The sequence below is a fragment of the Pseudomonas sp. SBT1-2 genome (genome assembly GCF_028640875.1).
GTDB classification, from domain to species: Bacteria; Pseudomonadota; Gammaproteobacteria; order Pseudomonadales; family Pseudomonadaceae; genus Aquipseudomonas; species Aquipseudomonas chlororaphis_I.
The window spans coordinates 31,171-54,186 of sequence record NZ_JAQZAA010000114.1; the positions used below are offsets into that span (position 1 = coordinate 31,171).

The window sequence follows — 23,016 nt, forward strand, 5'->3', positions numbered from 1 at the left end:
CCTAATTCCCAAAATCAGCTCTTAAAATCAGCTCCCGAAATCGAACTGCACGGTTTGCGCAAGCGACGCGCAGCCGCCCTCGCCCAGCAGAAAACCGCTGAAATCCTGCGCCGCCGGCAACCCCTGGCAACGCAGCAGCCCAGCGGCGACCCGTCCGGAGCCCTTGCCCCACCAAAGGCTCGCGCCCTCGCAGGCGTGCTGCAGCAGCACCGCCCCGCGCGCCGCCGCAGTCGTGGCGGCGAAACGCATCTGCCCCTCCAGCGCCGGCATGCACAGCACCTGCACGCTACAGACCGGACTACCGAGGGCCGGCACCGCGGCCTCGAAGGCCTCGACATCGGCCTCGGGCTCCAGGGTCGAGAGCAACAGGGCCTCGGCCGCCTCGAACCAGTCATCCGGGCCGGCCACCAGCGCGCCCAGATCGGTCTCGGCCTCCAGCTGCAACGCGATGGTCAGCGGGAAGTAGCGCCCGACCCGGTCGACGCTGGGCATCATCACCCCCACCACCGCCTCGCTGCCGAGCAGGCCCGGCGCCACGGCAAAGCGCCACAGCGGGCTGACCAGGTAGGCATCCAGCCAGGCCGCCCCGAGCGCCGCCTGGCTGGTGGCCATGCCAGCGGAGAGCCAGGCATCCCAGCGCTCGATAAAGGTCGGCGACAGGCCGCGGTGGATGAAGTCCCCGCGGCCGGCCAGCTTGCCGTAGAAACCAGGGCTGCTCACAAGCGCTCCGGCAGGCTGAAGCCGGACAACAGCCGGCCCTTGAACGGGTTGAACGCGCTGCTGGCGCGCAGCTCGCAGGAGATACTGGAGCTGTCGACGCGCATGCGCAGGGTGAAGCGGTCCGGGGCGTTGCCCTGGGTCAGGTCGGACTGTTCCAGCAGGCGAAACCAGGCCCAGGGGCCTTCCAGGGTCAGCCCCGAACGACCGGCGCTGGTGGGCGGCGTGACGGACAGGCGCACCACCCCCAGGCTGTTGGGGCTGGGCCATTGCATCGCCATCGGCCGGCTGGGGCCATGGTCGTAGCTGAGCTGCTGGCCGTCCAGGTCGAGCAGGAACTGGCTGATGGAGGCGTCCATGGCCACGGGCTTGAGTTCGAAGCGAACCGTCGGCCGGGTGCCTCCGGCGCGGAAGTAGGCATCGCGAATGGCCGCGGCGCGCTGGAAGGTTTGCAGCACGCCCGGGCCTATGCCGAGTTTTTCAGCTGCGCCCGGCTGCCAGCGCCAGCTGCTGGTCGAGGTGTTGACGTAGGGTTGCAGGTACTTGCGAAAGTAGTTGTCCATCACCCCGCCCACGCCGAAGAAGTTGCCGAAGTCCTCCAGGGTGGCCTCCCGCGAACTGGAGTTGACCATGGGGTAACGGCCAGCCAGGGACTGGCGGTAGACATTCACCACCTCACTGACCCAGGCCGCGTTCAGCTGGGTGCGGATGCCGCCCATCATGCTGCTGGTGGTGGCGTTGACCACCGAGTTGACCAGCTTCTGCACCAGTGGCGGCTGACGTTCGGCGCCGAGCTTGACCCGCGATGCCGTGGCCACCGCCTGGTTCTTCGCCTCGCCCAGCAGGGCCTCGCCGCTGGCGCCGCTCATGGCGCTGACCTGCACATAGAGCTCGTTGAGCTGGGCCAGCAGATCGTCGATCGGCGCGGGCCCCTCCCCGCTGGTGGCCAGCAGGCTATTGAGCTCGGCGAAGCGCGCGGTGATGGGATCGACCTGCGAGGCTGCCGACGAATCTTCCTGGGCCGATTGGCCGACCAGCGAGCCGAGCTGCTGCTTGAGTTTGTCCACGGTGCCGTCGGCGGCCTTGAGCTTCTCGGCCAGCAGGCGATCCTCTTGTTGCAGGTTGGTTTCCTTGGCCACTGCGGCGAGCAGTTTCTTCAGTGGCGAGTTTGGCCCGGAGAGCACCCGCAGCACATCGGCAGCCTGGGCGATGCTGTTGACCGAGACGAAGTCGAGATCGCCGAGCAGTGTTTCCCATTGGTTGAGGAAATCCTGGAAGTACAGGGCCCGCACCTCCAGGGCCAGGCTGGCGACATCCTGGTTGTCGTTCAGCGGCCGGCCGAGTACCCATTGCTCCTCGGCCAGGGCGCCGGACTGGCTGAGACTGGCGACCATGAACGCCTGGCGGTAGCCGCGGTAGGTATAGAAACCGGATAACGGATCGCTCAGCGGCTTGCCGCTCTTGCGCGTGAACACCAGGGCGGCGTCGCGCCCGGCCGCTTCGCTGAGGCGAAAATCCGCTACGCCCTCGGGCAGCTTCTGGCGTTTCACCCGGCTGTAGACCCGCTGCGCCACGGACATCTGCTGCAACTGCCGACGCAGGTCGGCCAGCAGTTCCTCATCCAGCCTCGCCGGTGGTGGCTTGTGGGCGAACAGCGCATTGAGATGCTCGGCCAGGGCCAGCCGCTGTTCCGGGGCCAGGTCGCGCGGCAGGCTGCGGTCCCAGTCGAGGTTGATCCAGGTCTTGATGGCATCGGCGTCATAGTGCTCGGCGCTGGCCAGCATCAGGTAGACCTTGAGGCCTTCGTAGAGAAACTCGGTGTTGCCGCCGCTGCGCAACTGTTCCTCGATGCGCGTCAGCAGACGCGGCGCCAGCACCGCGATCAGCAGCTTGCGGTACACGCTGGTGGCTTCGGCGCCGAGCATGTCGCCCTGGAACAGGCCATAGCCTTCGGCCCAGGACAGCGAATTGTCGGCGACATGGCGAACGGCGTTGAGCAGCGGCAGCACGGCCAATACCTCGCGCTGCGCCGGGCTGAGCGATTCGACCTGCCCCTTGAGCGGCGCCAGGCGCGCGTCCACCTCGGCGATATAGGCCTGATTGGCGCGGTAGCTGGCGACCCAGATGGCCGTCACCGCAAGCAATACCACGGCACTGGCGGCGAGTACGCCACGATTGATCCAGCGATGCCGGCGCTCGACCTTGGGGTTGCTGCCGACCAGGCCGCGCTCGCCGAAGGCGACATCGCGGAACAAGCGGGTGATGAAGTAACTGCGACCGGTGCCGGTCTGGCGCGCCAGGTGCTGGCGATCCAGGTTCATGCTTTGCGCCATGCTGCCGATCAGACGGTCGATGGGGCTGCCTTCCTGGGTGCCGCTGGTGAAGTAAAGCCCGCGCAACAGCGCACGTTCTTCATAGGGATTGGGCTTGAATACCCCCTCGAGGAAGGACGACAGGTTGTGCCGCAACGCCGCGAACTGCTGGATGAAGCCGTAGATCAGATCGCGTCGGTTGGGGTCGCGCTCCTGTTGCAGGCGTTCCACCAAACGCTCGGTAAGACGCGCCTCGAGGGCGGTGAACTCCTCGTCGAAACGGGCCAGCGGGCCTTGGGGGCTCTTGCCATCGTCCAGGGCAAAGGTGACGCCCCAGACCTGGGCGCGCTCTTCCTTGCTCAGCGCGTCGAAGAACTCCATGAACCCCGGCACCAGGTCGAACTTGGTGAGCATCACGTAGATCGGGAAGCGCACACCGAGCTGGCTATACAGCTCCTGCACCCGCGTGCGGATGGCCCGGGCATGGGCGCTGCGCTCGGCCTCGCTGCCCAATAACAGGTCGGACAGGCTGATGGCGACGAAGACGCCATCGATCGGCCGGCGCTTGCGCTGGTTCTTCAACAGGTCGAGAAAGCCCAGCCAGGCCGCCTTGTCCACCGCCGCATGGCTGTCCTGGGTGGTGTAGCGCCCGGCGGTGTCCAGCAGCACCGCTTCGTCGGTGAACCACCAGTCGCAGTTGCGCGTACCGCCGACGCCGCGGATCGCCCCGCTCCCCATCTGTTCGGCCAGCGGAAAGTGCATCCCGGAATTGACCAGCGCGGTGGTCTTGCCCGAGCCCGGCGGGCCGATGATCACGTACCAGGGCAGCTCGTAAAGGTTGCGCCGCTCGTTACCGCCGAGCTTGCTGCGCTTGAGCAATAGCAGCGCTTCGTCCATGCGTTGCTTGAGGGCCGCCAGCTCTTCGGCGGTGGCGACGCTGGCCGCATCCGGCGCCACCGCCGCCAGGCCCTGCATGACCTTGGCGGCGTTGCGCCGGGCCTGGACGATGCGCAATACGCGCACACCGATCCAGGCCAGGAACAACAGGCCGATCAGCGCCCAGCGTACGGCCGCCGGGGCCAAGGGTTCATAGGCGGCGACGATGATCAGCGGACCGAGGAACCAGATCACCAGGCTCAGGGCGAGCAGGCCGAGCAGCGGCACCACCCAGCGCACCAGGAAATTGATAAAGGCCTTCACTGGTTGCCCTCCGCTAGCACGGTAATCTCTACGCGCCTGTTCCTGGCGCGTCCGGCGGCGCTGTCATTGGAAGCAACAGGTTCCGCGTCGCTGCGCCCTTCGGCGGTGAAGCGCTGGGGTTGCCCGCTGCGGGCGGCGAGGATCTCCATCACTTGCTGCGCCCGATCCTGCGACAGCTTCCAGTTCGAGGGGTAGCGCAAGGTGGCGATCGGTCGGTTATCGCTGTGCCCGGTGACCTGCACCGTGCCCTTGACCTGGCGCAGGGCATCGGCGACCCGCAGCAGCAAGGGCTGCAACTGTTCGGAAATGCTCGCGCTGCCCGAGGCGAACAACTCGTCGCCACGAATGGTCACCACCGAGCGATCCAGCGCATCCTCCACGGCAACGCGCTGGGCCTTGATGTCCTCGGCGAGGAAGCGCGCCAGGCGTGGGCGTTCGATCAACCTGGGCTGCTGCGCTGGACGGTCGATAGTTTGCACCGGGATCTCGCCCAGGGCGTGGATATTGCGAAACACCGGCTCGGCGTCGGCCGCCAGCTTCAGGCGCAAGCCGAACAGCAGCAGCAACAGCACGGCCAGGCAAATGGCCACGCCAACCCAGGGCGGCAGGAATTGCGACAAGCGATCGCGCACCACGCTGAGCCCCCGCCAATGCGGCGACAGCTCGCGCTCGAATTCGCCGCGCACGCTGCGAATGGTCGCACTGGTGCGCTCGCGCAACGCCTCCAGCTGGCTGCGGCCGTCATTCATGACCCGGTAGCGGCCCTCGAAACCCAGGCAGATACAGAGGTACAGCAGTTCGAGAATGTGCAGGCGCTGCTGGGGGTTCTGCAGACAGTGTTCGAGCAGCTGGAAGACTTTTTCGCCGCCCCAGGCTTCGTTGTGCAGGGTGATCAGCAGGCTCTGCTTGCCCCAGTCGCTGGTACTGCCCCAGGGCGTGCTGAGTACCGCTTCGTCCAGCGCGGTACAGAGCACATAACGGCTGAGCATCACCTCATCCTGGGCGACGCCGGCGGCGCGCGCCTGCTCCTCGAACTGGCGCAGGTAGGCCAGCAACTGGGCGCGCAGGCTGGCCGGTTGCGGGTGAGCGAGGGTGCTGCGCAAGCGGGTCAGCAACGCCAGTATCGGGCCGGCCGCCCGCTCCAGCGGGTTGAGGCCCTGGGCCAGGCTGCTCGCCACTGGCGCGCCCGGCATCGCAATGTGCGGATCGGCGGCGCTGGCGCCATCCTTCCTTGGCGTAGAGGCATCGACGGAGCGCCCGCCGGGCCGCGGCATGATCAGGGTATGGTCGTTGCCGCCCGGCGAGGCGCCGCCTGAAGTGCCGCCTACGCCAGAGCTGCCGAAGGGATCATCGATCGGGTGCATGACGAATTATCCTCGGATGGCCCAGAAGGCCAGGTTCAGGCCCGGGAACTGGCCGGCAATGTGAAAGGCGAATCCCCCTGAGTTGGCCAACTGTTTCCAGTGCTCGCTGCCACGGTCCAGTTCGAAATAGCTCGAGCCGGCGTGATAGGGAATCTGCCGCGGCGCCACGGGCATGGACAGCAAGGCGATGCCCGGCAACTGCAGGTTGACCAGGTCGCGGATGTGTTCCACCGAGCCGATCTTGGCCTGCTGGGGGAAATGCGTGCGCAGGGTTTCGGCCGGTACCTCGGCCCGCACCACCAGGACGAAGCTGGCCATCTCCAGCAAGCTCTTGTCGGCCAGCATCGCCACATGCACGCCGTAGGATTTCTCGACGATGGGAATCGGTGTGGCGCGGGTATCGATGACCATCGACAAGGCTTGCCGCAGATCGTGCATCACCGGGGCGAAACTGCTCGCCAGGTCGTCGTGGGCATAGGCCGGGTAGTCGCTGGGGCGACGCCCGGCGGCGGAAAAGGTGGCGAACTCCCCCGCCAGGCAGACCGCCTCGCGATAGAAGTCCTGCGGGTGCAAGGGGCTCAACCGGGCCAGGTGGCTGAGCAGGGGCTCGGCGCGATTGACCAGTTGCAGCAGCAGAAAGTCGGCAATCTCCGAGGCACCGCCGGCCCCCGAGGCCACCACCCTTCCTGCCAGGGCCTCGCCGCGCTGGTGCAACAGCCCTTGCAGCTCGCTGCGAAAGGCCGCCAGCACGCTGGAGGCGGCCACATCGAGCAGCGGCGGGATATAGTCGTCGTCCAGCTGCACGGCATTGTCCGCGCGTTTTTCCAGGACCCGGATCAAACCGAGGCAGGCATATTCGCCGAGGCCGTCGCGCTCGGTCAGCAGGCGCAGGGCTTTGCCGCCGATCGCCAGCGACGCGCGGCTCTCGAAGGCGGCGTTGTCATCGCGCACTTCCCGCACCTGGCTGATATAGCGCGCACCGCCCGGTGCCTCGCCCTCCCCCACGGTGTCGCGGCTGCCGGCACGCTTGAGCGGCAAGCCCAGGAAGACCTGCGCATCGCGCAGGTTGTCGTTCACGTTCAGTGGCGGCGGCGGCAGATCGTCGCCGGGAATGTCGAAAGGCGTGCCATCGGGTAGCACCCCGCGCGCGCTGACAATCGCCACCTTGCCCTGGCTGAGCAGGGACTCGTCGATGCGCAGCTCGGAAAACCCCCAGCCCCCCGCGCTCAACGGGCGGCAACGGCCATCGATCAGGGCTTCCATGTAGCGATCATGCTGCTGGAGATGCTGCGGCCGCAGAAACATTCCTTCGGACCACACCACACGGTTATTCCAGGACATGGGCTGGCTTCCTCGACAGGACTAATTCGCAGGTTTCGTGGCTGCCGCGCTGATCGCCCTGGCCTTCAGGGAAACCGTCAATGGCGTGGTTTCATTGCTCGGGATACTGACCATCTGGCGCCACACGGCGCTGTCCAGTTCACGGTAGGACACCACCAGGCCGAGCAAACGGCTCTGCTCGTCGAGCGTGCGCTCCAGGGTCAGCCGTTGACCCGGCTGGATGAGCAATTCGTCCTGCGCCACCAGGTCCGCGGACAAGGTCGCGCCGGTGGCATTCACCAGGGAGAAATAGTCGGCGCGACTGAAAGCTCCGCCGCTCTTCAACTCGTACAAACGCACCCGCACCGGCGTCGCCTGGCCGCCCGCCGAAAGATTCAGATCGGCAGCGGCCTGGATATGCATGACAACGACAGTAGGCGTAGGGGGCGGCGGCGGACTCGAAGTACAGGCAGTCAGCAGCAGTACTGTTGCGAACAACAAGAACTTTGGCATGTCGTCGTCCTCACTGACATTTATTATTCCAAATCGAAACTACCGATAGCCAAACAAGATCAACTCACTATTTAATAGCCATTAGCCTTTATCCAACTAACCGATGGCACTCAGCCTTTTCGCAACTTGGTATTTTGTTCTTCATAGGCTCGACTGAATTCGCGCCCGAACAAATCCTCGAAATCATCTTCGGCCTCCCTGGAAATGCTCGCATAGAGTTCCGTGAACAACTCCCAGTATTGCGCTTGACGCCTACCGGGCAGCAAAGCGCCAATAGCCGAAGGTTGACTTAAACGCGCTTCCAGTACCGCGGGCTGAAAACGCTGGAGCAGGTGTTTGATCGAGGCTTGTACGCCCGCCATGACGGCCAGTTGATGCGCTTTCAGGTCGTCGAAACTTTCCTTGATCGCCTGGTCGGCCGGCATGAAGGCCTGGTTGCCGGAACGCAGCAATAACAGCAGCGCCTCATCGACATTGGGGGCGAATTTGAGGGGGTTGTTCTCCACCGGGCGGATCATGGTCTGGGCCATGCGGAACTCACCCTTGAGGCTGGCACGGGCGCGCAGCACCTCGATCAACCCCTCGACCATATGCCGGTAGCTGCGGCCGATGGCCTCCATTTGCGCGCGGGTTTCGCCTCTGTCGATACGCAATTGCTCGAGCCCCGCGCCCCTGAGAAAGGCTTCCAGCACCTGTTCATTATCGCCCCCGATTGCCGGCGCCGCAGGCGCAACCGCGGCCCGTTGCACGGCCGGTTCGGGTGCGCTGCTGGCAATATTTTCCGATACCGCTGGCAATGGTTGCGGCTGGGCTTGCGCAGGGGGCGGCGCCACCGGCGCCGGGCCCGCACCCAGCTCGGTGAAGGGGTCCCAATCCGCCGGAATCGCCGGTGCCGCGCCGGTTTCGCTGGCCGGGGGGGCGCTGGCGCGTTGTGGCTCGGGCGGGCGGAAATCATGGCGTTCGGGCGGCACGTGGTCGGCCAGGGCCGGAGGGGGGACAGCCGGGGACGCGAGAAAATCGAACAGGTCGGGCTTGGTGTCCAGGGGCGAACCGCCCGCGTGGATCTGCACCCTGCTGGGGGGCGCCGCCGCTGCGCCGGGAATCTCGCCCGGCGCCTGGCGCTTGATCAGCGCATCGAAGCCGGTAAAGGGATCGCTCATCCCGGGTGCGCCGTTGACGATCTGCGGGGCGCCGTTGATCTGCACCAGGATGTCGTACTCGCCGACGCGCAGCAGTTCGCCGTCGCGCAAGGGTTCGCTGTTGCCGCGGTGCATGCGCACGCCGGCATTCATCAGCTGTACGCCATTGGTACTGGTGTCGGTCAGGTAGTAGGTGCCGTCACGCAGTTGAATGACGCAGTGCTGGCCGGACACCAGGCGCTCCGGGTCTGGAAGTACCCAGTCGTTCTCGGGGTTGCGACCGATTTTCAGCTCACCGCGATCAAGCTCGAACTCCGCCCGTTGGCCGGGAGTCAGCTTGTGATAACTGGTGATTGTCAAACGCAGCGGCATTAGAACTCCTTGTACGGTATTGCTCAATAACAACAGCTCGGGCATGCCAGCGAGTGCAAAGCGAGTATAGCCCCCTAAAAGATTTCCGTGCCCTCAAAGTTCCTGCGCTTATATTCGCTTTTTTCAAATAAGCCCTATAACAAAAGAAACTAAAAGAACCACCACCCACCACCTATCTTCAAACATCACAAGGTTCCCCCCATTGGTCGGAGAGTTTCTTGACAACAATTGAACTGGGCTAAAACTTCAGTTCAATTATTGAATCCAGAAATGACCAAAAAAGTGGGTCTGGATAGAACACGCATCTGCAGGAAAGGGATTTTGTCGTGCGCTCGCCCTGACCGGGCGCCGATTGCCGGGCCGATATGGAGATCACGTCCGTGATGGATGTACAGCGTTTGTTGGAAACCATTTCCCCTGACTCCCCCTGTGGCGGCGACCTCGAGTACGACGCCGCCTTTCTCGAGCTTGAACGCGCGGCGCAAGGCCAGCCCGAACGGCAGATGGGCGATGCCGTGCTACCCGCCACACCGCCGGAATGGCGCCAGGTCCGCGACCTCTGCGTCGAGCTGTTCACGCGCAGCAAAGACCTGCGCATCGCCAACTACTTCCTGCAAAGCGCCATTGCCCTGCAAGGCCTGCCCGGCCTGGTGCAAGGGTTGCAGCTGATCCAGCAGTTGCTCGCGCAGTATTGGGACGACCTGCATCCCAAGCTGGATGCAGAAGATGGCAATGACCCCACTTTCCGGATCAACGCCCTCGCCGGCCTCAACGCCGAGCCGGTCATTCGCCTGCTCTGGGGCATGCCGCTGATCAGCTCGCGGGCCTTTGGCAACGTCGGCCTGCGGGCCGCGCTGAATGCCGCCGGCTTGCAGCGCTTCGCCAGTGAAAGTCTCAGCCCGGACCAGCTCGGCGCGGCCTTTCAGGACTGCGCGGGCGAACAGCTCGAGGCCTGCCGCGCCGCCCTGAACGATGCCCATGGCACGCTGTTGACCATAGAGCGCGAGGTCAACGAACGGGTCGGCTCCAACCACGGCGCGGACCTGGGCACGATCAAGCAACTGCTTCGGCATGCGGTGCAAATCATCGCCGAGCACGCCCCGCAGCCGGGCGTTTCCAGCGCTGTCGCGCAGGCCGGCGAGCCTGTCGATGCAGCCACGTCCACGGCCCCCAGCGCCGCCGCGCCGCGCATCGCGGGCGAGATCGGCAACCGTGACGATGTGCTGCGCAGCCTCGACCGCATCCTCGGTTACTACGTCAGGCACGAGCCCTCAAGCCCGGTGCCCGTGCTCTTGAGCCGCGCCAAGAGCCTGGTCAGCGCGGATTTCGCCACCATCGTGAGCAACCTGATTCCGGACGGTTTTTCCCAGTTCGAAAAATTGCGCGGGCCCGAAGGTGAACAGTCCGAGTGAAAACGCTTAACCGACGCCCATCCAACACAGCCGCCTAGGCAGCGCAGGAGGAAAAATGGCTAACACCAGCAGCCAGAAATTCATCGCCCGTAACCGTGCTCCCCGGGTGCAGATCGAGTACGACGTAGAGCTTTACGGTGCGGAGAAGAAGGTGCAATTGCCCTTCGTCATGGGGGTGATGGCCGACCTTGTCGGCAAGCCCGCCGAACCGCTGCCGGCGGTGGCCGACCGCAAGTTCCTGGAGATCGACGTCGACAACTTCGACTCGCGGCTCAAGGCGATGAAACCGCGGGTGGCGTTCAACGTGCCCAATGCCCTGACCGGCGAAGGCAACCTGAGCCTGGACATCACATTCGAGAGCATGGACGACTTCAGCCCGGCCGCGGTGGCGCGCAAGGTCGATGCCCTCAACCAACTGCTCGAAGCCCGCACCCAGCTGGCCAATCTGCTGACCTACATGGACGGCAAGACCGGCGCCGAGGACATGATCATGAAGGCGATCAAGGACCCGGCGCTGTTGCAGGCATTGGCCAGCGCGCCGAAACCGACCGAACCCGAGCCGCAAGCCTGACAGAGGACGCAGACCATGGCCGAATTGATGAAAGACCCGCAGGCCCAGGCAGACGCCGCGATCGAACAACCGAGCGACTTCGCCGCCCTGCTCCTGCAAGAGTTCAAGCCCAAGACCGAGCACGCCCGTGAGGCGGTGGAAAGCGCCGTGCGCACCCTGGCCGAACAGGCCCTGAGCAAGACCGAGCTGATCTCCAACGACGCGATCAAATCCATCGAATCGATCATCGCCGCAATCGACGCCAAGCTCACCGCGCAGGTCAACCTGATCATGCATCACGCCGACTTCCAGCAACTGGAAAGCGCCTGGCGCGGCCTGCACTACCTGGTCAACAACACGGAAACCGACGAGCAGCTGAAGATCCGCGTGATGAGCATCGCCAAGGGCGACCTGCACAAGACCCTGAAGAAGTTCAAGGGCACCGCCTGGGACCAGAGCCCGATCTTCAAGAAAATGTACGAAGAGGAATACGGCCAGTTCGGCGGCGAGCCGTTCGGCTGCCTGGTGGGCGATTACTACTTCGACCAGTCGTCGCCGGACGTCGAGCTGCTCGGCGAGCTGGCCAAGGTCTGCGCGGCGATGCATGCGCCGTTCATCAGCGCGGCCTCGCCGACGGTGATGGGCATGGGCTCCTGGCAGGAGCTGTCCAACCCGCGCGACCTGACCAAGATCTTCACCACGCCGGAATACGCTGCCTGGCGTTCGCTGCGCGATTCCGAGGATTCGCGCTACATCGGCCTGACCATGCCGCGTTTCCTCGCCCGCCTGCCCTACGGCGCCAAGACCGACCCGGTGGATGCCTTCGCCTTCGAGGAAGAAACCAACGGCGCCGACAGTTCCAAGTACACCTGGGCCAACTCGGCCTATGCGATGGCGGTGAACATCAACCGCTCGTTCAAGCTCTATGGCTGGTGCTCGCGGATTCGCGGCGTGGAGTCCGGCGGCGAGGTGCCGAACCTGCCGACGCACACCTTCCCCACCGACGACGGTGGCGTGGACATGAAGTGCCCGACCGAAATCGCCATCGCCGACCGGCGCGAGGCGGAGCTGGCGAAGAACGGTTTCATGCCGCTGCTGCACAAGAAGAACACCGACCTCGCCGCCTTCATCGGCGCGCAATCGCTGCAGAAGCCGGCCGAGTATGACGACCCCGACGCCACCGCCAACGCCAACCTGGCGGCACGCCTGCCCTACCTGTTCGCCACCTGCCGCTTCGCCCATTACCTGAAGTGCATCGTTCGCGACAAGATCGGCTCGTTCAAGGAAAAGGACGACATGCAGCGCTGGCTGCAGAACTGGATTCTCAATTACGTGGACGGCGACCCGGCCCACTCCACCGAAACCACCAAGGCCCAGCACCCCTTGGCCGCGGCGGAGGTGGTGGTCGAAGAGGTCGAGGGCAATCCCGGTTACTACAGCTCGAAGTTCTACCTGCGCCCGCATTACCAGCTCGAAGGGCTCACGGTATCGCTGCGGCTGGTATCCAAGCTTCCATCCGCCAAGGCGGTTTGATCCATCCCCGGTGGCACTCGCCGTGGTGGCGGGTGCACTGCAACACAGCGTGGCCAATCGCTGGAGCACAGTGGTGTAGACCACTCAAGGAGGCATGATGGCTGTTGATATGTTTATCAAGATCGGCGACGTCAAGGGCGAGTCCCAGGACAAGAACCACAAGGAGGAGATCGACGTGCTTTCCTGGAGCTGGGCCATGGCCCAGTCCGGCAACATGCATGTGGGCGGTGGCGGCGGTGCCGGCAAGGTCAATATCCACGACCTGACGTTGACCAAGTGGGTGGATAAATCCTCCCCCAACCTGATGATGGCCTGCTCCAGCGGCAAGCATTACGACGAGGCCAAGCTGACGGTGCGCAAGGCCGGCGGCGACGATCCGGTCGAGTACCTGACCATCACCCTCAAGGAGGTCCTGGTGTCCTCGATCGGCACCGGCGGCAGTGGCGGTGCGGATCGCCTGACCGAAAACATCGCGCTGAATTTCGGCCAGGTGCTGGTCGACTACCAACCGCAGAAGCAGGACGGTTCCAAGGACGGCGGCCCGGTCAAGTACGGCTGGAATATCCGCCAAAACGTCAAGGTATGACGCCAGCCACCCTGCAGCCCTGCCGCAGGGTGCTCGGCTTGTACCAGGGGCCACGGCGCAACAGGAGGTTCGATGATGGCCAGACCCGCGTTCATCAATCTGTGGAACAACTACCCGACTGAAAGCCAGCCTTGCGATGGCGGTTGGGAAAATCAATGCGCGATCCGCATGAGCATTACGCTCAACGCCGAGAGAAGCATCCTCGTGGATGGCCACACCTATTCGGAACCGCGCTGCAGCCACGGCCACGCCCGCGGCGCCGAGTCGCTGGCGAACTGGCTGTGGCGCCAGCATCTGGGCCGGCCGAGCATCTTTACCGACGCGGCCAAGGCCAAGCTGCAGCTCAATGAGAAGAACGGGATCATTTTTTTCAAGGATTGCTTTACCCGCAGTGGCGAGAGTCGCGCGGCCGGCGACCATATCGACCTGTGGAGTCGCGGTTTCACCAAGACCTATGACGACCCGGCCAACCACTCCGCCCAGGTGTGGTTCTGGGAGCTGTCATGAGTCAGCGCCGGTTTCGCCTTATGGTCGCGGGCTTGGCGGGTCTGATTTTGCCCGCCTGCGCGCAGAACCCGGCCGACAGCGCCACCCAGGCGCGCTTCCTGGCCCGGGACCTGCTGCTGGAAGAGCGCAATGGCAACTGTCGCGTGCTGGTCCCGCAGCAACCCGGCATCGACCTGAGCCTGAAATGGCCTTGCCAGTTCCACCGTGACCCCAGCGGCACGCTGCGCACCAAGCAGGTGGGGACACGCCAGGTGATCTTGGTGGAAAGCAGCGAGCAACTGCCCTCGCCCAGTCGGGATTGCCGCACCGAGATCCAGGCGCTACGCAGCGGCTCCGATCAGACTCTGGAAGCCTCGTCGGCGGTGAGCCGGGTGACGGCCTGCCCGCCCTTCCAGTGGGATGAGAAAATGTTTATCGGCCTGTTCGAACCCGACGCTTGACCGCACGCCAGGGCTCGGCTCGAAGCCTGCGAACAAGGAGATGGCAATGAACGCCGAACAGCCGATGGGTGCAGGTCAGTTGGGCGGCGCCTTGCGGGCCCTGCGGGATCAACTGCGCAGCCTCGGCTGCGCCGACAGGGATAACTGAAAATGGCCGAGCTGACCCTGCAAGAACGCCTGCAACCCTCGTTGCTCGATCGCCTGACCGACGATGATCCGCACAACCCGAAAGAAGCCGCCGAGCGCCGCGTCATGTCGCTGACCCAGCTCAAAGCGTGCGTGCTGCGCGATCTGGCCTGGCTGTTCAACACCTGCGTGCTGTTCGATCCGGAGCAGGCCGCGCAGATGCCGGCGGGCAACTCGGTGCTGAATTTCGGCCTGCCGCCCCTGGCCGGACATACCGCCTCGAGTGTCGATGTACAGGCCATCGAAGCCTTGTTCAGCGACACCATCGCCACGTTCGAGCCGCGCATCCTCAAAGGCTCGTTGAAGGTTCGCGCGCGACTCGACGGCAATGACATGAGCCACAACGCCCTGAGCTTCGAGATCGAGGGCGATCTGTGGGCCGAGCCGGTGCCCCTGCGCCTGCTGCTCAGCACCGCCCTCGACCTGGAAACCGGGCACGTCAAGGTGACGCCGGCCGAGCCCGCCAGGAGACGCCAATGAACCCGCGCATGCTCGAGTATTACAACCAGGAGCTGCAGCATATCCGCGAGAGCGCCGCCGAGTTCGCCCAGGAGTTCCCCAAGATCGCCAGCCGCCTGACCCTGTCCGGCATCGAATGCGCCGATCCCTATGTCGAGCGTCTGCTGGAGGGCTTCGCCTACCTGAGCGCGCGGGTCCACCTGAAGCTGGACGCCGAATACCCGACCTTCACCCACAATCTGCTGGAAATCGCCTACCCCCATTACCTGGCGCCAACGCCTTCGGTGGTGGTGGTCCAGCTGGTCGCCGACCCCAACGAGGGCTCACTGACCAGCGGCTTCAGGGTCGAACGCCAGGCCGCCCTGCGTGGCCAGCTGGGCCATGGCGAGCAGACCGCCTGCGAATACCGCAGCGCCCATGCGGTGACGCTGTGGCCATTGCAGGTCGGCCATGCCGAATACTTCGGCAACCCGGCGGCGACCCTCGGCCGCCTGGCCGCCAGCGAACCCAGGGCCAAGGCCGGGCTGCGCCTGCGCTTGCGCTGTGGTGCCGGGTTGCCGTTCAACGCCCTGGCGCTGGACAGCCTGCCGCTCTACCTCAATGGCGCCGACGAGCAACCTTTTCGTCTGTACGAGCAGTTGCTCGGCAATGCCTGTGCCGTGTTTATCAAGAGCGTCGACGGCGACTGGGCCGAACGCTTGCCTGTGGAGAGCCTCAAACCCCGCGGCTTCGACGATCAGGACGCGGTGCTGCCGGTGGTGCCCCGGGCCTTCCAGGGGTATCGCCTGCTGCAGGAATATTTCGCCCTGCCCAACCGCTTCCTGTTCGTCGACTTCACCGGGCTGAGCGCCGGTGTGCAGCGCTGTGGCAGCCAGGAACTGGAGTTGGTGGTGCTGTTCGATCGCCTCGACAGCACCCTGGAAGGCACGGTATCGGCGGCCCAGTTCGTGCCCTTCTGCACGCCGGCGGTGAACCTGTTTCCACGCCGCGCCGATCGCATTCACCTGAGCGAGCGGGTGCATGAGCACCAGGTGATCGCCGACCGCACCCGGCCGCTGGATTTCGAGATCCATTCCCTGACCCAGGTCACCGGCCATGGCAGCGGCCCCGAGCAGCCGTTCCAGCCGTTCTATGCGATCCGCGACCCGCTGCGTTATGGCCGCGAGCAGGCCTACTACATCGTCCGCCGCGAGCCGCGTCGCCTGTCCAGCCAGCAACGGCGCCGCGGGCCCCGCTCGACCTATATCGGCAGCGAAACCTTCGTCTCGCTGGTGGATGTCAACCAGGCGCCCTATCGCCACGACTTGCGCCAGCTCGGCCTCAGCGCCCTGTGCACCAACCGCGACCTGCCGTTGCTGATGCCGGTGGGGACCGGCAAAAGCGATTTCACCCTGGAAGACAGCGCCCCGGTGCTGGCCGTGCGCTGCCTGGCCGGGCCAAGCCGGCCACGGCCGAGCCGCGCGCACGATGCCAGCGCCTGGCGGCTGATCAGCCAGCTATCGCTGAACTACCTGTCGCTGAGCGAACAGGGCCAGGGTGCCGCGGCGCTGCGCGAATTGCTGCGCCTGTACGGCGACCCCGGCGATTCGGCGCTGCAGTTACAAATTGAAGGCCTGCGCCAGGTGCGCAGCACGCCCTGCACCCGGCGGTTGCCGATGCCGGGGCCGATCGTGTTTGGCCGTGGCCTGGAGATCAGCCTGGAGTTCGACGAAAACGCCTTCCGCGGCACCGGCGTGTACCTGCTGGGCGCGGTGTTCGAGCGTTTCCTGGCCCGTTACGTGTCGATCAACAGCTTCACCGAAACCGTGCTGCGCACCACCGAGCGCGGCGAAATCATGCGATGGCAGGCGCACCCCGGATGTCGACCGAACCTCTGAAACCGCTGCACAGCATCGATCGGATGGCCGTCGAGCCCTGGGCCTACGACTTCTTCCAGGCGCTGCGGCGCATCGAGTGCGAGGCCAGCGACCGGCCGCGCATCGGCCATTCCCTGCGCTTGCACGACGACCCGCTGCGCCTGGGGCAGAAACCCGACTGCGGCTTCGCTCCCTCGACCCTGGCCAGCATCGAGACCGACCCCGAGGGCGCCGCGCCGCGCATCGAGCAGTTGTTTTTCGGCCTGACCGGGCCCAACGGCCCGCTGCCGCTGCACCTGACCGAATACGCCCGCGATCGCCAGCGCAACAGCGGCGACGCCAGCTTCACGCGCTTTCTCGACGTGTTCAATCACCGCTTGTTGTGCCTGTTCTACCGCGCCTGGGCCGAGGCGCGGCCGACCGTCAGCCACGACCGCCCCGACCACGACTACTGGTCGATGCGCCTGGCCGCACTGTCCGGACGGGGCATGACCAGCCTGCTCGGCCAGGGCCCGATCGCCGACTCGGCGCGCTACCACTTCACCGGCCACCTGGCGGCACAAACCCGCTACCCGGACGGCTTGCGCGCGATCCTGGAAGACTACTTCGGCGTGCCGGTGAGCATCGAGGAATACGTCGGCCAGTGGCTGGAGTTGCCGCAGCGCAGTCAGCTGGGCGTGGCGCTGTGCTCGCTCGGCAGCGACCTGAGCCTGGGCACCCACGTCTGGGATCGCCAGCATAAATTCCGCATCCGCCTGGGGCCCTTGAGCCTTGCGCAATACCAACGCCTGCTGCCCGGCCAGGACAGCTTCGGCGAACTGGCCGCCTGGGTCGCCGAGTACCAGGGTGAGGAGCTGGATTGGGAAGTCAATCTGCTGCTGCAGCGCGCGCAAGTGCCGCGCATCGATCTCGACGGCCAGACCCGCCTGGGCTTCGACACCTGGCTCGGCAGCCCGCCGACGGATGCCGACGACCTGCTGCTGGCCCGCGAATACGCCAGCCACACCACCCCCCTCAAGGAGCCGCGATCATGAGTGAGATCAGCCGCGTCGCGCTGTTCGGCAAGTTGAACAGCCCGGCCTACAAGGCCATCGAAGCCGCCACCGTGTTCTGCAAACTGCGCGGCAACCCCTATGTGGAACTGGTGCATTGGCTGCATCAGCTCCTGCAATTGCAGGACAGCGACCTGCACCGCCTGGTCCGCCAGTTCAATCTCGACCCGGCGCGCCTGTCCAGGGATATCACCGACGCCCTGGACCGCCTGCCGCGCGGCTCGACCTCGATCACCGACCTGTCCGTGCAGGTCGAGGAAGCCGTGGAGCGCGGCTGGGTCTATGGCAGTCTGCTGTTCGGCGAGAGCCAGGTACGCAGCGCCCACCTGATCGTCGGCATGCTCAAGACACCGAGCCTGCGCCACGCACTCGCGGCCCTCTCCCGCGAGTTCGACAAGATCAAGGTGGAGCACCTGATCGAGCGTTTCGACGAATACCTCGGCGACTCGCCGGAAAACGGCCTGGCCGCCAGCGACGGTTTCAACGCTGGCGCCACGCCGGGCGAAGCCAGCGGCGCCATGGCGCCCAGTGCGCTGGGCAAGCAGGAGGCGCTCAAGCGCTTTACCGTAGACCTCACCGAACAGGCCCGCAGCGGTAAACTCGACCCCATAGTCGGGCGCGACGAGGAGATTCGCCAACTGGTCGACATCCTGATGCGCCGCCGGCAGAACAACCCCATCCTCACCGGCGAAGCCGGGGTTGGCAAGACCGCGGTGGTCGAGGGCTTCGCCCTGCGTATCGTCGCCGGCGACGTGCCGCCGAGCCTCAGGGACGTCGAACTGCGCAGCCTGGACGTCGGCCTGTTGCAGGCCGGCGCGAGCATGAAGGGCGAGTTCGAGCAACGCCTGCGCCAGGTCATCGAGGATGTGCAGGCCTCGCCCAAGCCGATCATCCTGTTTATCGACGAGGCCCATACCCTGGTCGGCGCCGGCGGCGCGGCCGGTACCGGCGATGCCGCCAACCTGCTCAAGCCGGCCTTGGCCCGTGGCACCCTGCGCACCGTGGCGGCAACCACCTGGGCCGAATACAAAAAGCACATCGAGAAGGACCCGGCCCTGACCCGGCGCTTCCAGGTGGTGCAGGTCGACGAACCGTCCGAGGCCAAGGCGATCCTGATGATGCGCGGCGTCGCCTCGACCATGGAGCAGCACCACAAGGTGCAGATCCTCGACGAGGCGCTGGAGGCCTCGGTCAAGCTGTCGCACCGTTATATTCCGGCCCGGCAGCTGCCGGACAAGTCGGTGAGCCTGCTCGACACCGCCTGCGCACGGGTCGCCATCAGCCTGCATGCGGTGCCGGCCGAAGTGGACGACAGCCGCCGCCGCATCGAGGCGCTGAGCACCGAGCAGGCGATCATTGGCCGCGAGCAGGCCATCGGCATCGCCATCGGTACTCGCCAGCAGGAAGTCGAGGCGGCCCTCGACGAGGAGCGCCAACGCCTGGCGACCCTGGAGAGTCGCTGGAGCGAAGAGAAAGCCCTGGTCGATGAACTGCTGGCGACCCGCGCCACCCTGCGCGCCGCCGCCGAACCGCTGGACGACACCAGTGGCGAGGCCGGTGTGCCATCGCCGCGCCTGGATGAAGCCGAACGCACGGCATTGCGCGACAAGCTCGGCGAGCTGCAGAGCCGCCTCGCCACCTTGCAGGGCGAAAGCCCGTTGATTCTGCCCACCGTGGATTACCAGGCGGTGGCCGCGGTGGTCGCCGACTGGACCGGCATCCCGGTCGGGCGCATGGCGCGCAACGAAATCGACACCGTGCTCAGGCTCGACGAGCACATGAAAAAACGCATCATCGGCCAGGACCATGCCCTGGCGATGATCGCCAAGCGCATCCAGACCTCGCGCGCCGGGCTGGACAACCCAAGCAAACCGATTGGCGTGTTCCTCCTCGCCGGCACCTCGGGCGTGGGCAAGACCGAGACCGCCCTGGCCCTGGCCGAAGCCCTGTACGGCGGCGAGCAGAACATCATCACCATCAACATGAGCGAGTTCCAGGAGGCGCACACCGTCTCCACCCTCAAAGGCGCCCCGCCCGGCTATGTCGGTTACGGCGAAGGCGGCGTACTGACCGAGGCGGTGCGGCGCAAACCCTACAGCGTGGTGTTGCTGGACGAGGTGGAAAAGGCCCATCCGGACGTGCACGAAATCTTCTTCCAGGTGTTCGACAAGGGCGTGATGGAGGACGGCGAAGGCCGCCTGATCGACTTCAAGAACTGCCTGATCCTGCTCACCACCAATGCCGGCACCGAGATGATCGCCAGCCTGTGCCGCGACCCGCGACGGCTGCCCGATCCCGATGCCATCGCCAAGGCGCTGCGCGAGCCGTTGCTCCAGGTCTTCCCGCCGGCCCTGCTCGGGCGCCTGGTGACCGTCCCCTACTACCCGCTGAGCGACGAGATGCTCAAGGCCATCACCCGCCTGCAACTGGAGCGGATCAAGCAGCGCGTGGAAAGCGGACACAAGGTGCCCTTCGCCTACGACGACAGCGTGGTCGACCTGATCGTCTCGCGCTGCACCGAGATCGAGAGCGGCGGACGGATGATCGACGCCATCCTGACCAATACCCTGTTGCCGGACATGAGCCGGGAGTTTCTCACCCGCATGCTCGAGGGCAAGCCGCTGGCGGGCGTGCGCATCAGCCAGCGGGACAATGCGCTGCACTACGCATTCGACCCGCATGACTGACGCCCCAACGCGAGCCAGAGGAAGCCGTTTATGGCAATCACGCAAAGCAATCGCCTGGTGCAGGTCGACAGCCCCCTCGGCGGCGAGGTCCTGCTGTTGCAGAGCATGGAAGGCAGCGAGGAGCTGGGGCGATTGTTCCATTACGAACTGGACCTCACGTCCGAAGACCGGGCGATCAAATTCGACCAGCTGCTGGGCAAGCCGATGGGCCTGACCCTGGAGCTGCACGGCGGCGGCAAACGCTATTTCCACGGCATTGCCTGCGGCTGCCGGCAACTGACCGGCCACGGCCAGTTCGCCGGTTATCGGGTCAGCCTGCGGCCCTGGTTCTGGCTGCTCACGCGCACCTCGGACTGCCGGATTTTCCAGAACAAGACGGTGCCGGACATCATCAAGCAGGTGTTCCGCGACCTCGGTTTCTCCGATTTCGAAGACAACCTGAGCGGCAGTTACCGCGAGTGGGAATACTGCGTGCAATACCGCGAAACCAGCTTCGATTTCATCAGCCGGCTGATGGAGCAGGAAGGCATCTACTACTACTTCCGCCATGAGAAAGCGCGGCATGTCCTGGTGCTGGCCGACGCCTACGGCGCCCACTCGACGGTGGCAGACTACGCTTCGGTGCCCTTCTTCCCGCCCGATCAGCAGATGCGCGAGCGCGACCACTTCTACGACTGGCAACTGGCGCGGGAAGTCCAGCCGGGCTCGCTGGCGTTGAACGACTACGACTTCCAGCGCCCCGGCGCCAGCCTCGAAGTGCGCTCCAGCGTGTCGCGCAGCCACAGCAACGGCGACCATCCGCTCTACGACTACCCGGGCGAATACGTACAGAGCAAGGATGGCGAGCATTACGCACGCACCCGCATCCAGGCCATTCACAGCCAGTTCGAGCGCGTGCAGTTGCGCGGTCGGGCGCGCGGCCTGGGCTGCGGGCATCTGTTCAAGCTGACCGGCTACGACCGCGCCGACCAGAATCGCGAATACCTGGTGGTGGTCGCCCGCTATCAGATCCGCCAGGAGCTTTATGAAAGCGGGCAGCTGGACCTGGCCGAGCAGTTCATCAGCGAACTGGACTGCATGGATGCCAGCCAGGCTTTCCGCCCCCTACCCCTGACGCCCCTGCCCATTGTCCGCGGGCCGCAGACCGCCAGGGTGGTAGGCCCCGCCGGCGAGGAGATCTGGACCGACCAGTATGGCCGGGTCAAGGTGCATTTCTATTGGGATCGCCACGACCAATCCAACGAAAACAGCTCCTGCTGGATGCGCGTGTCGCAGGCCTGGGCCGGCAAGAACTGGGGGTCGGTGCAGATCCCGCGGATCGGCCAGGAAGTGATCGTCAGTTTCCTCGAAGGCGACCCGGATCGCCCGATCATCACCGGCCGCGTCTACAACGCCGAGCAGACCGTGCCCTACGAGCTGCCGGCCAATGCCACCCAGAGCGGGGTGAAAAGCCGTTCGAGCAAGGAAGGCTCGCCAGCCAACTTCAATGAAATCCGCATGGAGGACAAAAAAGGCGCGGAGCAGTTGTTCATCCACGCCGAGAAGAACCAGGACATCGAGGTCGAGAACGACGAGACCCACTGGGTCGGCCACGACCGCAGCAAGACCATCGACAACGACGAGACCGTGCACGTCAAACACGACCGCACCGAAACCGTCGACAACAACGAAACCATCACCATCGGCGTGGACCGCAAGGAAAAGGTCGGCAATAACGAGACCATCTCCATCGGTGTGAACCGTACCGAGGATGTCGGCAGCGACGAGAAAATCACCATCGGCGCCAACCGCACCGAGGACGTTGGCAACAACGAGACCATCACCATAGGCGCGGACCGCAGGGAAAAGGTCGGTGCCAACGAAACCATCACCATCGTCAGCAACCGCACCGAGGACGTGGGCGGCAACGAGACCATCGGCATCACCGGCAACCGCAACGAAACGGTCAAGGGCAACGAAGGTATCGAGATCAACGGCAACCAGAGTACCCAGATCGGCCAGAACGAATCCCGCGACGTTAACCAGAACCGCACCACCAACATCCAGCAGAACGACAGCCTGGACGTCGGCAAGAACTTCTCCCTCACCGCCGGCGACTCCATCACCCTGACCACGGGCGCGGCCAGCATCACCATGAAGAAGGACGGCACCATCATGATTCGCGGCAAGGACATCACCATCGACGGCTCCGGCGCCATCAACATCAAGGCCAACAGGAACGTTGTGGTCAAAGGCCAGAAGATCCTGCAGAACTAGGGCCTGTTTTTAACGCAGCATGGCCCGCGTAGCGCCGAAGGCGCCCAGCGCGCAGCCACTTTTCGTACAGAGCCAGCACAGTGGAGGTGTGTATATGACGATTCAGCACCCGCTACCCATACAGGCCCGCATCGACGCAGTGGTCATCGGCACCCTGCTCGAGCTGCCGCACGCCAGCGCGCCCAGGGTCGTTTACCCGGGTTGCCCGGATGCCAGCGGCGTCGTTGCCCGCTGCACCGCGCTGCTGGGGCCTGCGGATATCGGCGGCCAGGTTGCGCTGATGTTCGAAGGCGGCGATCCGGCTTGCCCCTTGGTGATCGGCCGCCTGCTCGGCGCGGACGCCCCGCCCGAGCCAGTCGCCAGCGTGCGGCTGGACGAGCATTGCCTGGAACTGAGCGCCGAACGCGAGATCGTGCTGCGTTGCGGCAAGGCCAGCATCACCCTGACCCGCGCGGGCAAGGTGATCATCCAGGGCGCCTACCTGTCCAGCCGCTCCAGCGGGGTCAACCGCATCAAGGGCGGTTCGGTGCAGATCAACTAAACGGATAGCCGGCC

At 65.1% G+C, this 23,016-nt stretch carries 18 protein-coding genes; 12 read left to right on the forward strand and 6 right to left on the reverse strand.

The window, feature by feature from the left end; translation table 11 throughout:
- Positions 1 to 27: 27 nt before the first annotated feature.
- From tagF to tagH, 6 genes are all read right to left on the reverse strand, one after another.
- Complete coding sequence (gene tagF / locus PVZ78_RS28420) at positions 28 to 720, reverse strand: type VI secretion system-associated protein TagF (protein WP_273829618.1); 693 nt, start codon at positions 718 to 720, stop codon at positions 28 to 30.
- Positions 717 to 4,229 carry a type VI secretion system membrane subunit TssM gene (gene tssM, locus PVZ78_RS28425; RefSeq protein WP_016703053.1) on the reverse strand — a complete coding sequence of 1,171 codons (3,513 nt, stop codon included), beginning with the start codon at positions 4,227 to 4,229 and terminating at the stop codon, positions 717 to 719. The genes tagF and tssM overlap by 4 nt, the downstream gene beginning before the upstream one ends.
- Complete coding sequence (locus PVZ78_RS28430; RefSeq protein ID WP_124308885.1) at positions 4,226 to 5,593, reverse strand: DotU family type VI secretion system protein; 1,368 nt, start codon at positions 5,591 to 5,593, stop codon at positions 4,226 to 4,228. The genes tssM and PVZ78_RS28430 overlap by 4 nt, the downstream gene beginning before the upstream one ends.
- A gap of 6 nt (positions 5,594 to 5,599) precedes the next feature.
- The gene (gene tssK / locus PVZ78_RS28435) at positions 5,600 to 6,934 is read right to left on the reverse strand and encodes a type VI secretion system baseplate subunit TssK (protein WP_081360683.1); all 1,335 of its coding nucleotides are present in this window, start codon (positions 6,932 to 6,934) and stop codon (positions 5,600 to 5,602) included.
- A gap of 21 nt (positions 6,935 to 6,955) precedes the next feature.
- Positions 6,956 to 7,426 carry a type VI secretion system lipoprotein TssJ gene (gene tssJ / locus PVZ78_RS28440; protein WP_273829619.1) on the reverse strand — a complete coding sequence of 157 codons (471 nt, stop codon included), beginning with the start codon at positions 7,424 to 7,426 and terminating at the stop codon, positions 6,956 to 6,958.
- A 110-nt stretch (positions 7,427 to 7,536) separates the two neighbouring features.
- Complete coding sequence (gene tagH / locus PVZ78_RS28445; protein WP_273829620.1) at positions 7,537 to 8,937, reverse strand: type VI secretion system-associated FHA domain protein TagH; 1,401 nt, start codon at positions 8,935 to 8,937, stop codon at positions 7,537 to 7,539.
- A 383-nt stretch (positions 8,938 to 9,320) separates the two neighbouring features.
- Here tagH and tssA point away from each other — a divergent pair, with 383 nt between their 5' ends.
- From tssA to PVZ78_RS28505, 12 genes are all read left to right on the forward strand, one after another.
- Positions 9,321 to 10,349 (forward strand): type VI secretion system protein TssA, encoded by a 1,029-nt coding sequence (tssA, locus tag PVZ78_RS28450; protein ID WP_037005791.1) that lies wholly within the window; start codon positions 9,321 to 9,323, stop codon positions 10,347 to 10,349.
- A gap of 55 nt (positions 10,350 to 10,404) precedes the next feature.
- Positions 10,405 to 10,920 carry a type VI secretion system contractile sheath small subunit gene (gene tssB, locus PVZ78_RS28455; RefSeq protein ID WP_009049566.1) on the forward strand — a complete coding sequence of 172 codons (516 nt, stop codon included), beginning with the start codon at positions 10,405 to 10,407 and terminating at the stop codon, positions 10,918 to 10,920.
- 15 nt (positions 10,921 to 10,935) lie between these two features.
- A complete protein-coding gene (gene tssC, locus PVZ78_RS28460) occupies positions 10,936 to 12,432 on the forward strand; it encodes a type VI secretion system contractile sheath large subunit (RefSeq protein ID WP_009049567.1) in 1,497 nt (498 codons plus the stop codon).
- A 97-nt stretch (positions 12,433 to 12,529) separates the two neighbouring features.
- Entirely contained in the window at positions 12,530 to 13,018 is a 489-nt protein-coding gene (locus tag PVZ78_RS28465; RefSeq protein ID WP_009044340.1) for an Hcp family type VI secretion system effector, read from the forward strand.
- A 75-nt stretch (positions 13,019 to 13,093) separates the two neighbouring features.
- Positions 13,094 to 13,525: a type VI secretion system amidase effector protein Tae4 gene (locus PVZ78_RS28470; protein WP_028682143.1), complete on the forward strand. Its 432-nt coding sequence runs from the start codon at positions 13,094 to 13,096 to the stop codon at positions 13,523 to 13,525.
- Positions 13,522 to 13,965 (forward strand): hypothetical protein, encoded by a 444-nt coding sequence (locus tag PVZ78_RS28475; protein ID WP_009049569.1) that lies wholly within the window; start codon positions 13,522 to 13,524, stop codon positions 13,963 to 13,965. The genes PVZ78_RS28470 and PVZ78_RS28475 overlap by 4 nt, the downstream gene beginning before the upstream one ends.
- 150 nt (positions 13,966 to 14,115) lie before the next feature.
- Positions 14,116 to 14,631, forward strand: coding sequence for a type VI secretion system baseplate subunit TssE (gene tssE, locus PVZ78_RS28480; RefSeq protein ID WP_009044342.1), 516 nt, complete (start codon positions 14,116 to 14,118; stop codon positions 14,629 to 14,631).
- Entirely contained in the window at positions 14,628 to 16,487 is a 1,860-nt protein-coding gene (gene tssF, locus PVZ78_RS28485) for a type VI secretion system baseplate subunit TssF (RefSeq protein WP_009049570.1), read from the forward strand. Before tssE ends, tssF begins: the two co-directional genes overlap by 4 nt.
- Positions 16,469 to 17,500, forward strand: coding sequence for a type VI secretion system baseplate subunit TssG (gene tssG, locus PVZ78_RS28490; protein WP_443218367.1), 1,032 nt, complete (start codon positions 16,469 to 16,471; stop codon positions 17,498 to 17,500). The genes tssF and tssG overlap by 19 nt, the downstream gene beginning before the upstream one ends.
- Positions 17,497 to 20,205 carry a type VI secretion system ATPase TssH gene (gene tssH / locus PVZ78_RS28495; RefSeq protein ID WP_273829622.1) on the forward strand — a complete coding sequence of 903 codons (2,709 nt, stop codon included), beginning with the start codon at positions 17,497 to 17,499 and terminating at the stop codon, positions 20,203 to 20,205. Before tssG ends, tssH begins: the two co-directional genes overlap by 4 nt.
- A 30-nt stretch (positions 20,206 to 20,235) precedes the next feature.
- Positions 20,236 to 22,461: a type VI secretion system Vgr family protein gene (locus tag PVZ78_RS28500; RefSeq protein ID WP_101282738.1), complete on the forward strand. Its 2,226-nt coding sequence runs from the start codon at positions 20,236 to 20,238 to the stop codon at positions 22,459 to 22,461.
- Positions 22,462 to 22,555: 94 nt separating this feature from the next.
- Positions 22,556 to 23,002 (forward strand): DUF6484 domain-containing protein, encoded by a 447-nt coding sequence (locus PVZ78_RS28505; protein ID WP_016703063.1) that lies wholly within the window; start codon positions 22,556 to 22,558, stop codon positions 23,000 to 23,002.
- Positions 23,003 to 23,016: the final 14 nt, after the last annotated feature.